Here is a 17,149-nt window from a genome sequence, read left to right as displayed (position 1 = left end):
CGCGGCGTGAATCAGGCTTCGGCCTTCTTCGTGCGTGCTTCGATCTGGCGGGTAATGTACCACTGCTGTGCGATGGACAGGCAGTTGTTGACCACCCAGTACAGCACCAGACCGGCCGGGAACCAGAGGAAGAAGAAGGTGAAGATGATCGGCATCAGCTTCATTACCTTGGCCTGCATCGGGTCCGGCGGCGTCGGGTTCAGCTGCTGCTGAATGAACATGGTCGCGCCCATGATGATCGGCAGGATGAAGAACGGATCCTTGATCGACAGGTCGGTGATCCAGAACATCCACGGCGCCTGGCGCATCTCGACGCTTTCCAGCAGCGTCCAGTAGAGCGCCAGGAACACCGGCATCTGCACCACGATCGGCAGGCAGCCGCCGAGCGGGTTGATCTTCTCTTTCTTGTAGAGCTCCATCATCGCCTGGGACATCTTCTGGCGATCGTCACCGAACTGCTCTTTCAGTGCGGCCATCTTTGGCGAGACGGCGCGCATGCGCGCCATGGAGCGGTAGCTGGCAGCAGACAGCGGGAAGAACGCCATCTTGATGATGATGGTCAGGACGATGATCGACCAGCCCCAGTTTCCGAGTAGGCTGTGGATATGTTGCAACAGCCAGAAGATCGGTTGTGCGAGGAACCACAGAACGCCGTAGTCGACCGTCAGCTCGAGGCCGTGGGACAGCTCGCCGAGGTATTTCTGGATCTTCGGACCGGCATAGAGAATCGCACTGGTCTCCGCCTTGGCGCCGGGGGCGACGGTTACGGTAGGACCGGTGAAGCCGATGATGTAGTTGCCCTGGGCGTCCTTGCGGGTCTGCACCACGTTGGTGGTGTCTTTCGCCGGCACCCAGGCGGTGACGAAGTAATGCTGCAGCCAGGCGACCCAGCCGCCCTGCACGGTTTCCTTCAGCGGGGCCTTGTCGATGTCCTTCATCTTCACCTTGGTGTAAGGCGAATCAGGTTTCCACATCGCCGCGCCAAGGTAAGTGGCCGTGCCGGTGGCCGTGGTCGAGGACGGGTCGCCGCTGGCGTCACGCTTGAGCTGGGCGAACAGGTTGCCGTTCCAGGTAGCGCCGCTCTGGTTGTCGATCAGATAGCGCACTTCGACCTGGTAGGCGGACGGGTCCACGCAGCCCGGCTTCTTCAGCTGCTGCTCTTTGGGTGAGCAGGAGGCATCGAGCCCGCGCTTGAAGGTGAAGCGCTTGATGTAGTTGACCCCGGCATCGCTGTAGGTCAGGTCGACCACCAGCTGATTCTGACCTTCGGCCAGTTCGTAGCTGCGCTGCGCGCTGTTGAACAGCGGCCGGCCGGAGCTGCGGGCATCCGGGCCGTTGGCGCCGGTCAGGCCGCTCTGCGCCAGGTAGGTCAGTTCGCCGCCGTTGTCGAACAGCTGGAACGGCACATCGGGACGGTCCTGACGACGCGGATACTGCGGCAGGCTGAGCTGGACGATATCGCCCCCACGCGGATCGATCGCCAGGTCGAGAACGTCGGTCTTCACCCGAATGAGTGCGTTGCTGACTGCGCTCGGTGCAATTTGCGCTTCGCCTTCGGCCGTCGCGCTGGGCACGTCGTCGCTGGTGGCGGTGGCACTGGGAGCGTCGGGCAGCGCCTGGTTGGAGCTCTGCGCAACAGGGTTCTGCGTCGGCGGCAACGCGGCCTGCCCATAATCCTGGTTCCATTGCAGGACCATCAGGTAGGACACGATCGCAAGGGCGACGATCAGGATCGAGCGTTTGATATCCATGATTACTCGGCCATCGAAGGGGATCGGGAGGGTTTCGCTGCGGGAACCGGATCGTAACCGCCGGGATTCCAGGGATGACAACGGCCAAGCCGGCGCATGGCCAGCCAGCCGCCACGCATCACGCCGTGCTGCTCGATGGCGTCATGGGCGTAGCAGGAACAACTGGGGTAGAAACGACAGTGGCTGGCCATCATCGGGCTGATGGCATAGCGGTAGAACTGGATCGATGCGAGGGCCAGTTTACGCATGACGACTGTCGGCGACCTCAGGTTCGGCTTGGGTGTGCAGGCGAGGTCGATTGCGCGCGAGGCGTTTCCAGAGCTTGCCGAACTGTAGAGCCAGTTCGCTGTTGTCCAGGTCGCCAAGGCCCTTGCGCGCGACGATCACGATGTCCCAGCCGACCAGGCTGTCCTGATTCAGGCGGAACGATTCGCGGATCTGACGTTTCAGGCGATTGCGTTCAACGGAGAGCTTGACGCTCTTCTTGCCGATCACCAAACCCAAGCGGGGATGATCAAGATCGTTGTCGCGCGCGAGTAGCAGGACATTCCTGCCGGGGACCTTGCCGGTGGGGGAGTCGAATACGGTCTTGAATTGTCGGGGTGTAAGCAGGCGCTTTTCCCGACTGAAGTCTCGACTCACCACCCGTGCCGGATTATTAGACGGTCAGACGCTTACGGCCCTTGGCGCGGCGACGCGACAGGACTTGACGACCGTTCTTGGTGGCCATGCGGGCACGGAAACCGTGGACACGAGCGCGCTTGATGGTGCTGGGCTGGAAGGTGCGTTTCATGATGCTTCTACCTGGTGCTCACTACGGGCCGGGAGTGGCCCCCGTTTAAGAGACCGGCAATTCTAGTGAAACCGAACGGACAGGTCAATTTCCAACCAACGCTTTTCGTTCCAGAGAAATATAAAGAGAAGAATAGATAAGCTCTTTGGTGAATATGACTACTAATGGTGAGCCTGTTTTCTGTGGATAAGCCCTGAAGGCCGGACCAGCTGCTGCCTGCAGCCGATTACAACACTGTGATGAAAACGTGCTGTGGATGTGTCTGGGCTGTGTAGAGGCTCTGGACAACTGGACGAGTTTTCCACAGGTAAGGTTAACGACAGGTTTTCCCACGGGTTCTTACGGATGTTATTGGCACTTTATCCACAATGAAACGCGTAGATCTTTGTCTGTTCATAATCTGCCTGCACGACCTCTCGAACTATTTCCCCATGTCGGGCAATGTGGATAACCGCCCACCAGCCCCGTACAATGCCAGCTGATTTTTCGTCGCTTTTTCACTCTGTGGGGTCGTCTGTGTCCGTTGAACTTTGGCAGCAATGCGTGGAAATACTTCGCGATGAGCTGCCGGCCCAGCAATTCAACACCTGGATACGGCCGCTGCAGGTCGAGGCAGAAGGTGAGGAGTTACGCGTCTATGCGCCGAACCGGTTCGTTCTGGACTGGGTCAACGAGAAGTACCTCGGACGACTGCTCGAACTGCTCGGGGAGCGCGGCGCTGGAATCGCACCGGCACTGTCCCTTCTTATAGGCAGCAAGCGCAGCGCGGCTTCGCGCCCGGCGCCTAACGCGCCCCTTTCGGCGGCCTTCGCGCCGCCGCCCGAGCCCGTTCAGCAGGCCAGCCAGGTAGCGGATGTCGTTTCGGCGCCGATCTACGCCCCTGAGCCTGTGGCGAGCAACTCGGCCCCTGCGGTTCGTACCGAGCGGACGGTGCAGGTAGAGGGCGCGCTCAAGCACACCAGTTACCTGAACCGGACCTTCACTTTCGAGAATTTCGTGGAAGGCAAGTCCAACCAGCTGGCGCGAGCGGCGGCGTGGCAGGTAGCCGACAACCCCAAGCACGGTTACAACCCGTTGTTCCTTTATGGTGGCGTCGGTCTGGGCAAGACTCACCTGATGCATGCGGTCGGCAACCATCTGCTGAAGAAGAACCCGAACGCGAAGGTGGTCTACCTGCACTCGGAGCGTTTCGTCGCGGACATGGTGAAGGCACTGCAGCTGAACGCGATCAACGAGTTCAAGCGGTTCTACCGCTCCGTCGATGCGCTGCTCATCGATGACATCCAGTTCTTCGCCAAGAAAGAACGCTCCCAGGAGGAATTCTTCCATACTTTCAATGCCTTACTTGAAGGTGGCCAGCAGGTTATCCTCACCAGTGACCGCTATCCGAAGGAGATAGACGGGCTGGAAGAGCGCTTGAAATCGCGTTTCGGCTGGGGGCTGACGGTAGCCGTGGAGCCGCCGGAGCTGGAAACGCGCGTGGCGATCCTGATGAAGAAGGCCGACCAGGCGAAGGTCGATCTGCCGCACGATGCGGCATTCTTCATCGCGCAACGGATTCGCTCCAATGTTCGTGAACTCGAAGGCGCGCTGAAGCGTGTCATCGCTCATGCCCACTTCATGGGGCGTGATATCACCATCGAGCTGATCCGCGAGTCGCTGAAGGATCTGTTGGCCTTGCAGGACAAGCTGGTCAGCATCGACAACATCCAGCGCACCGCCGCCGATTACTACCAGATCAAGATCGCCGACATGCTGTCGAAACGGCGTTCCCGATCGGTCGCCAGGCCCCGGCAGGTGGCGATGGCGCTGTCCAAGGAACTGACTAACCACAGCCTGCCGGAAATCGGCGATGCATTCGGCGGTCGCGATCACACCACAGTGCTGCATGCCTGTCGTAAGATTGCTGAACTGAGGGAATCCGACGCGGACATCCGCGAGGACTACAAGAATCTGCTGCGCACATTGACTACCTGATCCACACGCAGCCTACGAGGCAAGGGAACGGACCATGCACTTCACTATTCAGCGCGAAGCCCTGTTGAAACCCCTGCAACTGGTTGCTGGCGTCGTGGAACGTCGGCAGACCCTGCCGGTTCTTTCCAACGTCCTGCTGGTCGTGGAGGGACAGAATCTTTCCCTTACCGGCACTGACCTGGAAGTCGAACTGGTCGGTCGCGTTGCCTTGGAAGACATCGCCGAGCCCGGCGAAATCACCGTTCCCGCACGCAAGCTGATGGATATCTGCAAGAGCCTTCCCAGCGATGCGCTGATCGACGTGCGGCTGGATGAACAGAAGCTGGTCGTCAAGGCGGGCCGCAGTCGCTTCACCTTGTCCACCTTGCCGGCCAATGACTTCCCGACGGTCGAGGAAGGTCCGGGCTCGCTGAACTTCACCTTGCCGCAGGCGAAGCTGCGTCGGCTCATCGAGCGCACCAGCTTCGCCATGGCGCAGCAGGATGTGCGGTACTACCTGAACGGGATGCTGCTGGAAGTCAGCGCCAACGTACTTCGTGCGGTCGCCACTGACGGCCACCGGCTGGCCATGTGTTCGATGACGGCCGGCATCGAACAGGCGGACCGTCACCAGGTGATCGTTCCGCGCAAAGGTATCCTGGAATTGGCCCGCCTGTTGACCGAGCAGGATGGCGAGGTCGCGATCGTGCTGGGCCAGCACCATATCCGCGCGACCACAGGTGATTTCACCTTCACCTCGAAACTCGTTGACGGCAAATTCCCCGACTATGAGCGCGTGTTGCCCAAAGGCGGCGACAAACTGGTGGTGGGCGACCGGCAGGTCCTGCGTGAGGCCTTCAGCCGCACCGCGATTCTCTCCAACGAAAAATACCGGGGCATCCGACTCCTGCTGGCGAGTGGCACGTTGAAGATTCAGGCCAACAACCCCGAGCAGGAAGAAGCGGAAGAAGAAGTAGCCGTCGACTATACCGGTGCCGGTCTCGAGATTGGCTTCAACGTCAGCTATCTGCTGGACGTGCTGGGCGTTATGACTACCGATCAAGTGCGTTTGATTCTTTCCGATTCCAATAGCAGCGCGCTGGTGCAGGAAGCTGAGAACGATGAGTCTGCCTATGTCGTCATGCCGATGCGCCTGTAACGCTCAATGTCCTTAAGTCGCGTCACTGTCACTGCGGTGCGCAATTTGCACCCGGTGACACTCTCTCCCTCTCCCCGTATCAACATCCTCCATGGCGCCAACGGCAGCGGCAAGACCAGCTTGCTCGAGGCCATCCATTTGCTGGGCCTGGCCCGCTCATTTCGCAGCAATCGATTGCAGCCGGTTATTCAGTACGAACATCCCGCCTGCACGGTATTCGGACAGGTGCTGCTACCCGATGGAACCAGCAATCTAGGTATCAGTCGCGATCGACAGGGCGAGTTGCAGATACGCATCGATGGTCAGAACGTGCGGAGCGCTTCCCAGCTTGCGGAAACTCTTCCGCTGCAGCTGATCAATCCGGACAGTTTCCGCCTGTTGGAAGGGGCGCCTAAAATTCGTCGTCAGTTCCTTGATTGGGGAGTGTTCCACGTGGAACCTCGCTTTCTGGGATCCTGGCAGCGCCTGCAGAAGGCACTGCGGCAACGGAACTCCTGGTTGCGCCATGGTACACTTGACGGTGCTTTACAGGCCTCGTGGGACCGTGAGCTGTATCTGGCCAGCGACGAGATTGATGGCTATCGGCGCGCCTATATTCAGGCGTTGAAACCCGAGTTCGAGGCTACGCTGCGCGAGCTGGTGGATCTCCAGGGATTGACCCTGAGTTATTTCCGGGGATGGGATAAAGAGCGTTCTCTTGAGGAAGTGCTTTCCACTTCGTTGTCCCGCGATCAGCAGATCGGCCACACGCAGTCGGGGCCTCAACGTGCGGACTTGCGGCTTCGGTTAGGCGCTCATAGCGCGGCGGATATCCTGTCCCGAGGCCAGCAGAAATTGGTCGTCTGCGCACTGCGGATTGCCCAAGGGCATTTAGTTAACCAAACCAAGCGCGGCCAATGTATCTATCTGGTGGACGATTTGCCGTCCGAGCTGGATGAGCAACACCGACACGCACTGTGTCGACTGTTGGAAGATTTGCACTGTCAGGTATTCATCACCTGCGTGGATCACGAATTATTGAAAGATGGCTGGCACGCGGATACGCCGGTCGCCATGTTCCACGTGGAACATGGCCGAATCACACCTTCGGAGTGAAGCATGAGCGAGAACAACACGTACGACTCCTCCAGCATTAAGGTCCTCAAAGGACTGGACGCCGTACGCAAGCGCCCGGGCATGTACATCGGCGATACCGATGACGGCACGGGGCTGCACCACATGGTGTTCGAGGTCGTCGACAACTCCATCGACGAAGCACTGGCCGGTCATTGCTCCGAGATTTCCATCACCATCCATCTGGATGAGTCGATCACGGTTCGGGACAACGGTCGCGGCATTCCGGTCGACATGCACAAGGAAGAAGGTGTGTCCGCTGCGGAGGTCATCATGACCGTGTTGCACGCCGGCGGTAAGTTCGATGACAACTCCTACAAGGTTTCCGGCGGTCTCCATGGCGTGGGTGTCTCGGTGGTAAACGCGCTGTCCGAAGAACTGCGTTTGACCATCCGCCGTGCAGGTCAGGTGTGGGAGCAGCTCTACCGCCATGGCGTGCCTCAAGCGCCACTCGCACCTGTCGGCACCACCGAGGGCACAGGCACCGAGGTGCATTTCAAGGCATCCGCGGAGACCTTCAACAACATCCATTTCGTCTGGGAAATCCTCGCCAAGCGCCTGCGCGAGCTTTCGTTTCTCAATTCGGGTGTAGCCATCGTTCTGCGCGACGAGCGCAGCGGCAAGGAAGAGTTGTTCAAGTACGACGGCGGGCTGCGTGCCTTCGTCGAATACCTGAACACCAACAAGACTGCGGTCAATCAGGTCTTCCATTTCAACGTACAACGCGACGATGGCGTTGGCGTCGAAGTGGCATTGCAGTGGAACGACAGCTTCAACGAGAACCTGCTCTGCTTCACCAACAACATTCCACAGCGTGACGGCGGTACCCACCTGGCCGGTTTCCGTTCGGCGCTGACCCGCAACCTGAACAATTACATCGAGCAGGAAGGCCTGGCCAAGAAGCACAAGATCGCCACCACCGGCGACGATGCTCGCGAAGGCCTCACTGCGATCATCTCGGTGAAGGTTCCCGATCCGAAGTTCAGTTCGCAAACCAAGGACAAGCTGGTTTCGTCCGAAGTGAAGACCGCCGTCGAACAGGAAATGGGCAAGTACTTCGCCGACTTCCTCATTGAAAACCCGAACGAAGCGAAGGCGGTCGTCGGCAAGATGATCGATGCGGCGCGGGCTCGCGAGGCGGCCCGCAAGGCGCGTGAGATGACGCGTCGCAAGGGCGCCCTGGACATCGCCGGGCTGCCGGGAAAACTGGCCGACTGCCAGGAAAAGGACCCGGCGCTGTCCGAACTTTACATCGTGGAAGGGGACTCCGCGGGCGGCTCTGCGAAGCAGGGGCGTAACCGCAAGACCCAGGCGATCCTGCCGCTCAAGGGCAAGATCCTCAACGTCGAGAAAGCGCGTTTCGACAAGATGCTCTCCTCGCAGGAGGTCGGTACGCTGATCACCGCACTGGGCTGTGGCATTGGCCGCGAGGAATACAACATCGAGAAGCTGCGTTACCACAACATCATCATCATGACCGATGCCGACGTTGACGGTTCGCACATCCGTACGCTGCTGCTGACGTTCTTCTTCCGCCAACTGCCGGAGTTGATCGAGCGGGGCTACGTGTATATCGCCCAGCCGCCGCTGTACAAGGTCAAGCGCGGCAAGCAGGAGCAGTACATCAAGGACGACGAGGCCATGCAGGAATACATGACCCAATCCGCCCTCGAAGATGCCAGCTTGCACGTCAACGAACAGGCTCCGGGGCTTTCCGGTTCCGCCCTGGAAAAACTGGTCAACGATTACCGCACGGTGATGAAGACCCTGAGTCGCCTGTCGCGCCTGTACCCGCAGGAGCTGACCGAGCACTTTGTCTATCTGCCGCGGGTTGAGCCCGAACAGCTCGCTGATCACGCCGCGATGCAGACCTGGCTGGAGCTGTTCCAGGCGCGGCTGAAGCTGATCGAGAAGTCGGGCCTCAGCTATACGCTGAGCCTGCGCGAAGACCGCGAGCGCCAGCTCTGGTTGCCCGAAGTGGAAGTCGTCGCTCATGGTCTAAGCAACTACATCACCTTCAATCGCGATTTCTTCGCCAGCAACGACTATCGCACCGTTACCCAGCTCGGCGATCAGTTGAACAGCCTGCTCGAGGAGGACGCCTACGTGCAGCGCGGCGAGCGCAAGAAGCCGGTGTCGACCTTCAAGGAAGCGCTTGGCTGGCTGATGACCGAGAGCACCAAGCGTCACAGCATCCAGCGCTACAAAGGCCTCGGCGAGATGAACCCGGACCAGCTGTGGGAAACCACGATGGACCCGAACGTTCGGCGCATGCTGCAGGTCACCATCGAAGACGCCATCGCTGCCGACCAGATCTTCAACACCCTGATGGGCGACGCCGTGGAGCCGCGCCGCGACTTCATCGAAACCAACGCCCTGGCGGTCTCGAACCTGGACGTCTGATCGTTTCTCTGCAGGCCTAAAAAAACCGGTCATTCGACCGGTTTTTTTTATGGGCGCCGATTGGCGTTCGATCAGAGTGCCGCGATATCCAGGGGCATCGCGCCGTCTTCCAGCGCGCCGATTTCACGCTGGGTCCGCTCGACCCAGGCGAAGGCGCGGTCGTTGAGTTCGGCTATCGCGCGCGGGCCGGTGGTTTCGGCGTACATCGGTGCACCGATCACCACCTGGATGGTGCCCGGATATTTGGCCCAGCCATTCTTCGGCCAGAAGGCGCCAGCGTTGTGCGCAATGGGCAGCACCGGCAGATTGGCGTTCACCGCCAGCGCGGTGCCGCCACGGGAGAACTTGCCGATCTGGCCGAACGGCACGCGTGTGCCCTCGGGAAACACCAGGATCCAGGCGCCCTGTTTGATACGTTCGGCGCCGACGCTGGCCATCTGCTTGAGGGCGGCCTTCGGATTGCTGCGGTCGATGGCGATGGGTTTGAGCATGGCCATCGCCCAGCCGAAGAACGGCACATACAGGAGTTCGCGCTTGAGTACCTGCGACAGCGGCTCGAAGAAGCCGGAGAGGAAGAAGGTCTCCCAGGTGCTCTGGTGCTTGGCCAGGATCACGCAGGGACGCTCCGGGATATTCTCCAACCCTTTGATTTCATAGCGGATGCCGACGATGGTCTTGGTCAGCCAGACGGCGCTGCGGCACCAGTTGCGCACGACGAAACGGTAACGCGCGCGAAACGGCAGGAAAGGCGCTACGAAGAAGCTGACGGTGCACCAGATACAGGCGCTGCTGGCGAGGAGAACATAGAACAGAAGGGTTCTGAGGGTTTGCAATGGCGACATCGAATCACTCGTTGAGCAGGTGTCTGGCGACGGATGAAAGATCGGCGAAGACCAGTGTGCCGGGCGGCAGCGGCCTTTCCAAGGTGAGCGCGCCCTTGCCGGTGCGAACCAGATAGGGCGTCGCGCCGATCGCCGCGCCCGCCTGAAGATCGCGCAGCGAATCACCCACCGCAGGTACACCGGCGAGGTCGGAATAGCCGTAGTGATCGGCGATCTGGCGGAACATGCCGGGCTTCGGTTTGCGGCACTCGCAACCGTCGTCCGGCCCATGCGGGCAGTGCAGGATGAGCTCGATCCGGCCGCCCTGCCCGGCCACCAGCTCGCGCAGGCGGTCGTGCATAGAGTCCAGGGTGGCAGCGTCGAACAGGCCGCGGGCCAGGCCGGACTGATTGGTGGCTATGCAGACCTGCCAGCCGGCGCGGGAAAGGCGCGCGATCGCCTCGATGGAACCCGGCAGTGGAATCCATTCATCCAGGGTCTTGATGAAGGCATCGGAGTCTTCGTTGATGACGCCATCACGGTCGAGAACGATGAGTTTGCGGGTGGCCACGTCGGTGCTGTCCGGAAAAGCCAGAGGGGTGGCGATTCTACATCAACGCGCGACGCCCACTCTGGCAATTCCCCGTGTGACTAGGCGAAGAGCGACCTGATCCAGTCGCGCTGGGTGGCGCGCCGCACCCGCGTATCGAGAAGCTCGTGGATGCTCGGGCGAGCCTCGGCGAAGCGCATCCTCTTGGCCTGGGTGATCGAGTCGCACGACAGCAGATGAAAGCCTATCGGAGATCGCAGCGGTCCGCTGATCTGGCCTCTGGCGAGGTTGAAGAGCACCTGGTCGAGTTCCGGGTAGAGCTTGCCCCGTGTCATCTCCCCGAGCAGCCCGCCGTTCATTGCCGTTGGGCATTCCGAATAGCGTTGGGCGAGCTGGGAGAAGCGCCGTGGATGACGCTTCAATTGCTCGGCGATCTGGCGGATGCGTTTCAGCGCGGCATCGTGGTGGTTGTCGGCGAACTGGTCATTGATGGTGATGAGGATGTGCCGCACCTTGCGTCGCTCCGGCAGATGAAAGCGATCGAGGTGATTGAGGTAGAACAGCTCCTCGTCCACCGGATCGATCTGCTTGGCGTTCTGTGCCACGCGATCCATCACCGCTTCCACCCGCAACTCCCAGAGCAGTGCGCGGCGCAGCCCCGCCTCGCCTAGCCCGGCGCGCTCCAGCCCCTCGAGGAAGTCGGCCTCCGCCTCATAGCGCTGGCGAATCCGCGCGAAGGCGTCCTCCACCGTCGAGGCAGGCACGTGGACGTCCTGTGCCATGGGCGAGGCGAGCACCGCCGTTTCTATGCGGTACTGGCGCTGCGCATGCTGCTGAGCCTCGTGCTTCTGGCTCTCGGTGAGCTGCGCCGGTTCGCAATCGAAGCGCGCCTGTACGCTCTTGAGAGTCATGTACGCCAGGTTTTCCTGATCGATCGCGGTCATCGGCCAGCCTCCTCCCCGCTTGCGTCATTCAGTGCCGACTCCGGCACCATCAACAGGCGCCCGGGGAACTGCACGTGATAGAACGGCTGGCCGCGCTCGAACTCGCGGACAACCTTGAACACTTCACCCACGCTGCCCTGCGGCACCAGGACCTCGCCATTCACCGAAAGCGGGATCGCCGCGCTGACCTTCTCGCGGGTCTCGTAGCGGCTCGGCATCCATGGTAGATCGGCGTCGACCAGTTCTTCCTCGCGGCAGCCGATGCGTCTGTCCGTGCCGAGGAAATGCACGGTGTAGATCAACTGGTCCTGGAGAAAGGTACCGACGTTGAGCACGTGGCCGACTTCGCCGCGGCGCATCAGCAGCGTACCGGTAGGAATGCCGGGATAGGTGCCGTCGTTGCGCACGTTGCGGATCAGCCGCACGCGGTCGCCGTATTCGTAAGAGGGTTGCATGACGTTCAGCCCCGGGTGATTTCGCCGAGGGCGACGAAGCCGGGTGTGGCTTCCTTGAACACCTTGAGCGCTCGTTCGGCCTGGGCCGAAGAGTTGATGAAGTCGGCGTAGGCCTTGCTCAGCTGTTCGCGGTAGACGGCGTGACGTTCGGCTTCCTCCTCCGGCAGCGTGAGGCGGCTCAGGTAGTCGTGGAAGCGCTGCAGGATGTGCAGGCGATAGACCTGAACGATGCGGCTGTCGAAGGGGATGGCGAAGAACTCGAGGAATTCCTCGGCGCCTTCGAGTTCACGTAGCGAGTTTTCCAGGTAGCTCATGGCGGTGCTCCCATCAGGCGGCGTTTGACGTGCAGTCGAAATCGGAAAGATCGGCGAGGTTCAGCAGGTAGGCGCCGCCCAGGCTGTTCTCCGGGTCGAGTCGGCAAAGTGTCTCCAGCCGCTGCTTGGCCGACGCGCAGCGTCCGAGGCGCAATTCGAGGTAGGCGCAGGCCTTCAGCGCGAGCAGGTAGAGGCGCTGCATGTCGCTCTGCGGGCCAGCGAAATCCGCGGGCTGGAGGCTCTTCCAGTCGGTGTTCAGGCGGGCCTGGGCGGCACTGGTGCGCAGGGTGTGCTCGGCAACGCCCAGTGCGTCGTCGAGACGATGGCGATAGAAATAGAAGCGATACAGCGCGCCCAGCACCTGGGGATGATCGGAGGCCAGCGCCCAGGCTTCCAGCAGCAGGTTTTCGGCTTCCATCTGCGGGTAAAGGATCGCGGCCTTCTCCAGCAGCCTGCCGACGGCGCCGGAAAGCGGCGCCAGCGTATCGCCGGCGAAGGTGTGCAGATCGTTCTGTACGACCGCCACCGGCTCTTCCGCTGCCACGATGGCCGGCGACTCGGGCGCGCCCTCAAGACGCTCCAGGCGCTGGATCAGCGAAGCGATGAGCTTGCCCACCGGGTCGGGAATCAGGTGGTGATCGAGGTTGATGCCCTCCTCGCCATTGACCACGGTTTTCAGCGACACCACTTCCTTGCCGGGGATTCCGACCACGGTGCGATCCGCGCCGACGCTATGCACCACCACCGAGTTGGCGCCGACGCGCACCCGGTCGCCGAGGGTGATCGGCCCGAGCACCTTCGCGCCCGCGCCGACCACCACGCCACTGCCCAGGGTCGGGTGGCGCTTGCCCTTGTTCCAGGTGGTGCCACCGAGGGTGACGCCATGGTAGAGGGTCACGTCGTCACCGATCTCGACGGTTTCGCCGATCACCACGCCGGCGCCGTGATCGATGAAGAAACGCAGCCCGATGCGTGCGCCGGGGTGTATGTCGACATTGCTCCACAGCCGCGCGACGAAGCTCAGCAGTCGCGCCGGGTAGGCCAGTTCCAGCCGCCACAGACGATGCGCGAGGCGGTACAGCAGCACCGCGTGCACGCCGGGATAGGTGGTCAGCACCTCCCAGCGCGAACGCGCCGCCGGATCGCGCTGGAAGACGCAGGCGATGTCGTCGCGCATCAGCTGCCAGAGTGACGGTGCGGCGTCAGTTGGTGCAGACATGGGCATCTCCTTGCGAGAGCGAAAGCGCGGGCGGATTGCACAGCGCATGCAGGGCGAGCAGTTCCTCGTCACGGGGCGCGCGCTTGCAGCGCACCGCCAGCGCGCGGATCGCCGGCAGCAACAGGCCGGCGTCGTTCAGCGACAGTTCGATGCCGATACGGGCGAAGCTGGCCTGGACCGAGCGGCTACCGGAATGCTTGCCGAGCACGAGGCGGTGTTCGCGGCCGATCAGCGCGGGATCAAGCCCCTGATAGATCAGCGGGTCCTTGAGCAGGCCGTCGACATGGATGCCGGCCTCGTGGGTGAACACGCCCTCGCCGACCAGGCTCTTCTGCCAGCCGACCGGCCGGCCAGCGGCCTGGGCAACCTGCTGCGAAAGTACCGGGAAGGCCGTCAGATCGAGGCCGCAATCGAGGCCGTAAAGCGTCATCAGGCCGACGGCGACTTCTTCCAGCGCGGCGTTGCCGGCGCGTTCACCGAGGCCGTTGACCGTGGTGTTGACGTGGCCGGCGCCGGCTTTCACCGCCGCCAGGCTGTTCGCCGTGGCCAGACCGAGGTCGTCGTGGGCGTGCATCTCCAGTTCGAGGTCGCACACGCTACGCAGCTGGGCGATACGCTGGTAGACGCCGAAAGGCTCGAGGATGCCGAGGGTGTCGGCGAAGCGCAGGCGCTGGGCGCCGGCACGTTGCGCGGCTTCGGCCACCTCGGCGAGGAAGTCCGGATCGGCCCGCGAGGCATCCTCGCAGCCAACTAGGACGCGCCAGCCGGAATCCAGCGCCAGCGGAACCAGGTAGTCGATCTGGCGCAGCACCCAGGCACGATCGCGGCCGAGCTTCTTGTGGATGTGCAGGTCGGACACCGGGATCGACAGGTCGACCATCTGCACCGGAAGGTTGCGGCTGGCGATCAGGTCGCCGGCATGCATCCGGCACCACACCAGCAGATCGGCCTGCAGGCCGAGCCCGGCCACTGCGCGAATGCTCTCGCACTCCTCTTCGCCCATTGCCGGAATGCCGATTTCCAATTCCGGTACGCCGAGCCGGTCGAGCCCGCGGGCGATCGCCAGCTTCTCTTCCAGGCTGAAGGCCACGCCGGCGGACTGCTCGCCGTCGCGCAGCGTGGTGTCGTCGATGATGACTGCCGCAGACTCGCCTTTCATCGCGTATCCCTCAGGCGTAGACCGGTGCGAAGGCCTGTTGCGGGTCGGCCACCGGGCCGAGGTCGTTCCAGTACGGCGACAGCTTGCGCAACTGCGCGACCACCTGCGGCACCACCTCGATGACGCGGTCGATTTCCGCTTCGGTGGTGTAGCGCGACAGCGAAAAGCGCACGGTGCCGTGGGCCGCGGTGTAGGGAATGCCCATCGCGCGCATCACGTGGGACGGTTCCAGCGAGCCCGAGGTGCAGGCCGAACCGCTGGAGGCGGCGATGCCGAACTTGTTCAGCAACAGCAGGATCGCCTCGCCCTCGATGTATTCGAAGGCGATGTTGGCGGTGTTCGGCAGGCGGTTGTCCGGATCGCCGGTGACGAAGGCGTGGCTGACCTGCGCCAGTACGCCGGCCTCCAGCTTGTCGCGCAGGCGGCGTACTTCGGTGTTCTCGTGCTCCATCGATGCCAGCGCCATCTCCGCGGCCTGGCCGAGGGCGACGATGGCGGCGCTGTTCTCGGTGCCGGCGCGCCGGCCGCGTTCCTGATGGCCACCGCGCAGCAGCGGACGGAAACGGCTGCCGCGGCGCAGGTAGAGCACGCCGATGCCCTTGGGCGCGTGCAGCTTGTGGCCGGACGCGGAGAGCATGTCGATCTTGCTGTCGGCCAGCTCCAGCGGAATCTTGCCCACCGCCTGTACGGCGTCGGTGTGGAACATCACCCCGGCGGCGTGCGCCAGCTCGGCCATTTCCTTCACCGGGAAGTAGGTGCCGGTCTCGTTGTTCGCCCACATCACGCTGACGATGGCGACACGCTCGCTGAGCAGTCCGCGGTACTCGTCGAGGTCCAGGCGGCCCTTGCCGTCGACCTTCAGCCGATGGATCACGTAGCCCTCTTTCTCCAGATGCTCGCAGAGCGCGAGGATCGCCGGGTGCTCGACCACCGTGGTGATGATCTCGCGGCGCTCGGGCTGCGCGCGCAGCGCCGACATGATCGCGGTGGAGTCGCTCTCGGTGCCGCAGGAGGTGAAGATGACCTCGGTGTCATGCGCCGCGCCGAGCAGCGCCTGCACCTGCATGCGTGCCTTCTTCAGCGCCAGGCCTACGCGGTTGCCGAAGCTGTGCAGCGACGACGGGTTGCCGAACTGCTCGGTGAAGTACGGCAGCATGGCGTCGACCACCAGCGGATCGACGCGGGTGGTGGCGTTGTTGTCGAGATAGATGGTTTCCATCGTCTAGTTCCCCATGGCGCGGGTCAGCGAACCGGCGCGGGTCGGTACCACGCGGATGAACTCCCCCAGCGCTTCCATCAGCTTCTGCTGGATGCCGTTGAGGGTCAGCGATTCCATCTGGCAGCCGGAGCAGGCGCCGATCATGTTCACGTAGACGGTCTTGCCATCCACGTCGACCAGTTCGATGTCGCCGTGGTCGCGCTGCAGCTGCGGGCGCACAGCCTGGATAACCTGCTCGATGCGGCGGATACGCTGCAGGGTGTTCATCTGTGCCGGTGCGACTTCCACGGGTGCCGGGGTGGCGGTGGGGTCGAAGGCCACGCCGGTTTCGGCGAGCACCTTGACCAGGATCTCCTCGATCCCTTCGTGGCAGGCGGCGCAGCTGCCGCCGGCCTTGGTGTAGTTGGTGACTTCCTCGACCGTGGTCAGCTTGTTGGCGCGGATGGTGTCCTCGATCAGCACCGCGTCCACCGCGAAGCATTTGCACACCAGCGCGCCTTCCTCGTGGTCGTCGCTCCAGACCTCACCGCGGTAGTTGGCCACCGCGGCCTGCAGGGCTTCGCGGCCCATCACCGAGCAGTGCATCTTTTCCGGCGGCAGGCCGTCGAGGTAGTCGGCGATGTCCTGGTTGCTGACCTTCAGCGCTTCGTCGAGGGTCTTGCCCTTGATGATTTCGGTGAGCGCGGAGGACGAGGCGATGGCCGAACCGCAGCCGAACGTCTGGAAGCTGGCGTCCTGGATCACTTCGCTTTCCGGATCGACCTTGAGCATCAGGCGCAAGGCGTCGCCGCAGGAAATCGAGCCGACGTCGCCGACACCGTTCGCGCCTTCCAGCGCGCCGGCATTGCGCGGGCTGAAGAAGTGCTCTTTGACCTTATCCGAGTAATCCCACATGACGGTTTTCCTCTCAGGCGGCGAATGACTTGCCGCAACCGCACTGGGTCTTGGCATTGGGGTTGCTGAACTGGAAGCCGCTGCCGGCCAGGCTGTCGACGAAGTCGATGTTGCAGCCGTCCAGTGACGGGGCGCTGAGGGGATCGACCAGCAGGGTGACGCTGCCGATGGTCAGCACCAGGTCGTCTTCTTCCTGGCTCGATTCCAGGCGCAGGGCGTACTGCAGGCCGGAGCAGCCACCGCCGGCCACCGCGACGCGCAGACCGGCGACTTGCCCTTCGGCACCCTGGATGAATCGGTGGATGGCTTGCTCGGCTTGGGCTGTGAGGTTGATCACGGTTGACCTCCAGAATCTTCGTGAGATGACAGGAGGGACAGAGCACGGCCTGTGCCAAACCG

At 62.4% G+C, this 17,149-nt stretch carries 18 protein-coding genes; 4 read left to right on the top strand and 14 right to left on the bottom strand.

Annotated features, from left to right (window positions below; all coding sequences use genetic code 11):
• Positions 1-11 precede the first annotated feature (11 nt).
• From yidC to rpmH, 4 genes are read right to left on the bottom strand one after another with little or no spacing between them, the layout of a single operon-like run.
• A complete protein-coding gene (yidC, locus tag B3E91_RS10065; RefSeq protein ID WP_090231434.1) occupies positions 12-1,751 on the bottom strand; it encodes a membrane protein insertase YidC in 1,740 nt (579 codons plus the stop codon).
• A 2-nt stretch (positions 1,752-1,753) separates the two neighbouring features.
• A complete protein-coding gene (yidD, locus tag B3E91_RS10060; protein WP_090231433.1) occupies positions 1,754-1,999 on the bottom strand; it encodes a membrane protein insertion efficiency factor YidD in 246 nt (81 codons plus the stop codon).
• The gene (gene rnpA / locus B3E91_RS10055; RefSeq protein WP_407072462.1) at positions 1,992-2,396 is read right to left on the bottom strand and encodes a ribonuclease P protein component; all 405 of its coding nucleotides are present in this window, start codon (positions 2,394-2,396) and stop codon (positions 1,992-1,994) included. The genes yidD and rnpA overlap by 8 nt, the downstream gene beginning before the upstream one ends.
• Before the next feature lie 13 nt (positions 2,397-2,409).
• Complete coding sequence (gene rpmH, locus B3E91_RS10050; RefSeq protein ID WP_090231431.1) at positions 2,410-2,544, bottom strand: 50S ribosomal protein L34; 135 nt, start codon at positions 2,542-2,544, stop codon at positions 2,410-2,412.
• Between the two features lie 516 nt (positions 2,545-3,060).
• Here rpmH and dnaA point away from each other — a divergent pair.
• Genes dnaA through gyrB form a run of 4 tightly spaced genes read left to right on the top strand, consistent with a single transcriptional unit; the run spans position 3,061 to position 9,175 of the window.
• Positions 3,061-4,521, top strand: a complete 1,461-nt coding sequence (dnaA, locus tag B3E91_RS10045; RefSeq protein ID WP_287029312.1) for a chromosomal replication initiator protein DnaA — start codon at positions 3,061-3,063, stop codon at positions 4,519-4,521.
• Positions 4,522-4,555: 34 nt separating this feature from the next.
• Positions 4,556-5,659: a DNA polymerase III subunit beta gene (gene dnaN / locus B3E91_RS10040; protein WP_090231429.1), complete on the top strand. Its 1,104-nt coding sequence runs from the start codon at positions 4,556-4,558 to the stop codon at positions 5,657-5,659.
• 6 nt (positions 5,660-5,665) lie between these two features.
• Positions 5,666-6,754 carry a DNA replication/repair protein RecF gene (recF, locus tag B3E91_RS10035; protein WP_287029310.1) on the top strand — a complete coding sequence of 363 codons (1,089 nt, stop codon included), beginning with the start codon at positions 5,666-5,668 and terminating at the stop codon, positions 6,752-6,754.
• A 3-nt stretch (positions 6,755-6,757) separates the two neighbouring features.
• Positions 6,758-9,175 (top strand): DNA topoisomerase (ATP-hydrolyzing) subunit B, encoded by a 2,418-nt coding sequence (gene gyrB / locus B3E91_RS10030; protein WP_273234936.1) that lies wholly within the window; start codon positions 6,758-6,760, stop codon positions 9,173-9,175.
• Positions 9,176-9,246: 71 nt separating this feature from the next.
• On the opposite strand, the gene B3E91_RS10025 is transcribed toward gyrB, so the two are convergent.
• The 10 genes from B3E91_RS10025 to B3E91_RS09980 form a co-directional block, all read right to left on the bottom strand.
• Positions 9,247-10,017, bottom strand: coding sequence for a lysophospholipid acyltransferase family protein (locus B3E91_RS10025; RefSeq protein WP_287029309.1), 771 nt, complete (start codon positions 10,015-10,017; stop codon positions 9,247-9,249).
• Positions 10,018-10,021: 4 nt separating this feature from the next.
• Positions 10,022-10,567 (bottom strand): D-glycero-beta-D-manno-heptose 1,7-bisphosphate 7-phosphatase, encoded by a 546-nt coding sequence (gmhB, locus tag B3E91_RS10020; protein ID WP_273233616.1) that lies wholly within the window; start codon positions 10,565-10,567, stop codon positions 10,022-10,024.
• Positions 10,568-10,647: 80 nt separating this feature from the next.
• Entirely contained in the window at positions 10,648-11,490 is an 843-nt protein-coding gene (nifM, locus tag B3E91_RS10015; protein WP_287029308.1) for a nitrogen fixation protein NifM, read from the bottom strand.
• Entirely contained in the window at positions 11,487-11,945 is a 459-nt protein-coding gene (locus tag B3E91_RS10010; RefSeq protein ID WP_090231423.1) for a nitrogen fixation protein NifZ, read from the bottom strand. The genes nifM and B3E91_RS10010 overlap by 4 nt, the downstream gene beginning before the upstream one ends.
• Positions 11,946-11,950: 5 nt before the next feature.
• Positions 11,951-12,259: a nitrogenase-stabilizing/protective protein NifW gene (nifW, locus tag B3E91_RS10005; protein WP_287029307.1), complete on the bottom strand. Its 309-nt coding sequence runs from the start codon at positions 12,257-12,259 to the stop codon at positions 11,951-11,953.
• Positions 12,260-12,272: 13 nt separating this feature from the next.
• Complete coding sequence (gene cysE, locus B3E91_RS10000) at positions 12,273-13,478, bottom strand: serine O-acetyltransferase (protein WP_287029305.1); 1,206 nt, start codon at positions 13,476-13,478, stop codon at positions 12,273-12,275.
• A complete protein-coding gene (nifV, locus tag B3E91_RS09995; RefSeq protein WP_287029303.1) occupies positions 13,462-14,637 on the bottom strand; it encodes a homocitrate synthase in 1,176 nt (391 codons plus the stop codon). The genes cysE and nifV overlap by 17 nt, the downstream gene beginning before the upstream one ends.
• A gap of 10 nt (positions 14,638-14,647) precedes the next feature.
• Positions 14,648-15,856 (bottom strand): cysteine desulfurase NifS, encoded by a 1,209-nt coding sequence (gene nifS / locus B3E91_RS09990; protein ID WP_287029302.1) that lies wholly within the window; start codon positions 15,854-15,856, stop codon positions 14,648-14,650.
• A 3-nt stretch (positions 15,857-15,859) separates the two neighbouring features.
• Entirely contained in the window at positions 15,860-16,750 is an 891-nt protein-coding gene (nifU, locus tag B3E91_RS09985) for a Fe-S cluster assembly protein NifU (protein WP_273233620.1), read from the bottom strand.
• Between the two features lie 13 nt (positions 16,751-16,763).
• On the bottom strand, positions 16,764-17,087 hold the full coding sequence (locus B3E91_RS09980) for a HesB/IscA family protein (protein WP_273233621.1): 324 nt from the start codon (positions 17,085-17,087) through the stop codon (positions 16,764-16,766).
• Positions 17,088-17,149 lie beyond the last annotated feature (62 nt).

The sequence above is a fragment of the Pseudomonas sp. UBA6310 genome, from assembly GCF_002438225.1.
In the GTDB taxonomy this organism is placed as follows: domain Bacteria; phylum Pseudomonadota; class Gammaproteobacteria; order Pseudomonadales; family Pseudomonadaceae; genus Pseudomonas_O; species Pseudomonas_O kuykendallii.
This window is presented reverse-complemented; position numbering and strand designations above follow the sequence as displayed.